Below are 1,465 nucleotides of genomic sequence, written 5' to 3' on the forward strand. Positions count from 1 at the left end.
TGAGCGGGTCGCGTTCGTTCGACATCAGCTGGCAGATCATGTCGACCATCGGATAGTCGCGCACCACCAGAATGCTTTGCTGGCGGTAGGTGGGAAAGCACATGTCGTCTTCATTCAGCGCGAGTGCCTGCGCGGTGCCGATCGCCTCCGCATGGATCGGCGACGGCGCCACGGCGGAGGCGGACTTCGACACCGCACTGACTTTCGCCCACGTGTACCGCGCGCCAGTCATCCTGAACGTGGTCAATAACCAGTGGGCCATCTCGACCTTCCAGGCCATCGCCGGCGGCGAGGACACCACCTTTGCTGCGCGCGGCGTCGGCTGCGGCATCGCATCGCTGCGCGTCGATGGCAATGACTTCCTGGCGGTCTACGCGGCGTCGCGCTGGGCTGCCGAACGGGCGCGCCGCAACTTCGGTCCGTGCCTGATCGAGTGGGTGACTTACCGCGCCGGCCCACATTCAACGTCGGACGATCCATCGAAGTACCGTCCCGGTGATGACTGGTCGCATTTCCCGCTGGGCGATCCGATCGCACGACTGAAGCAGTACCTGATCAAAGCCGGCGCCTGGTCAGAACAGGAGCACGACGAAACGCAGAAACGGCTGGAGGCGGAAGTGCTGACCGCGCAGAAAGAGGCGGAACAGTACGGCACCATGGCCAGCGGCCACACCTTCAGTCCCGCCGAAATGTTCGATGGCATTTACAAAGACATGCCGGAACACTTGCGCGTGCAACGTCAGCAACTGGGGATCTGAGATGGCGGAAAACACAGTCAAAACGCCCATGACCATGATCCAGGCGCTGCGTTCGGCGATGGATGTGATGATGGAGAAGGACGAGAATGTCGTGGTCTTCGGCCAGGACGTAGGCTACTTTGGCGGCGTGTTCCGCTGCACCGAGGGCCTGCAAAGAAAATACGGCAAATCGCGCGTGTTCGATACGCCGATTTCCGAAGGCGGCATCGTTGGTGTGGCGATCGGCATGGGGGCGTATGGGCTGCGTCCGTGCATAGAAATCCAGTTTGCCGACTACATCTATCCGGCCTATGACCAGATCGTGTCCGAGGCGGCGCGCCTGCGCTACCGTTCGGCGGGCGACTTCACCGCGCCCATCACCATCCGCACGCCTTGCGGTGGCGGCATCTACGGCGGACAGACCCACAGCCAAAGCCCGGAAGCCGTGTTCGCCCACGTTTGCGGCCTGCGCACGGTGATGCCGTCGAATCCTTACGATGCCAAAGGCCTGCTGATTTCCTCGATTGAGAACGATGATCCGGTGATCTTCCTTGAGCCGAAACGCTTGTACAACGGGCCGTTTGACGGCCACCACGACAAGCCAGTGGTGCCTTGGTCGCAGAATCCGTTAGGCGAAGTGCCCGAGGGCTATTACACCGTCCCGCTTGACAAGGCGTCGGTCTTCCGGCCAGGCAAGCCGCTGACCGTGCTCGCATACGGCACCATGG

1 protein-coding gene and 2 pseudogenes are annotated in these 1,465 nt (G+C 62.0%); 2 read left to right on the top strand and 1 reads right to left on the bottom strand.

Annotated elements, in window-relative coordinates:
* Nucleotides 1-148 (bottom strand): annotated as a pseudogene (locus AB4Z11_RS31555) (thiamine pyrophosphate-dependent enzyme); the annotation flags it as partial.
* Between AB4Z11_RS31555 and AB4Z11_RS31560 the strand changes: the two are divergent.
* Nucleotides 141-758 (top strand): annotated as a pseudogene (locus AB4Z11_RS31560) (thiamine pyrophosphate-dependent dehydrogenase E1 component subunit alpha); the annotation flags it as partial. The pseudogenes AB4Z11_RS31555 and AB4Z11_RS31560 sit on opposite strands and share 8 nt — an antisense overlap.
* Nucleotide 759: 1 nt before the next feature.
* Nucleotides 760-1,465, top strand: a 706-nt coding sequence (locus AB4Z11_RS31565) for an alpha-ketoacid dehydrogenase subunit beta (protein ID WP_442030105.1), incomplete at its 3' end; no start/stop codon positions are given.

This window comes from Pseudoduganella sp. RAF53_2 (genome assembly GCF_052113985.1).
In the GTDB taxonomy this organism is placed as follows: Bacteria; Pseudomonadota; Gammaproteobacteria; order Burkholderiales; family Burkholderiaceae_D; genus Rugamonas.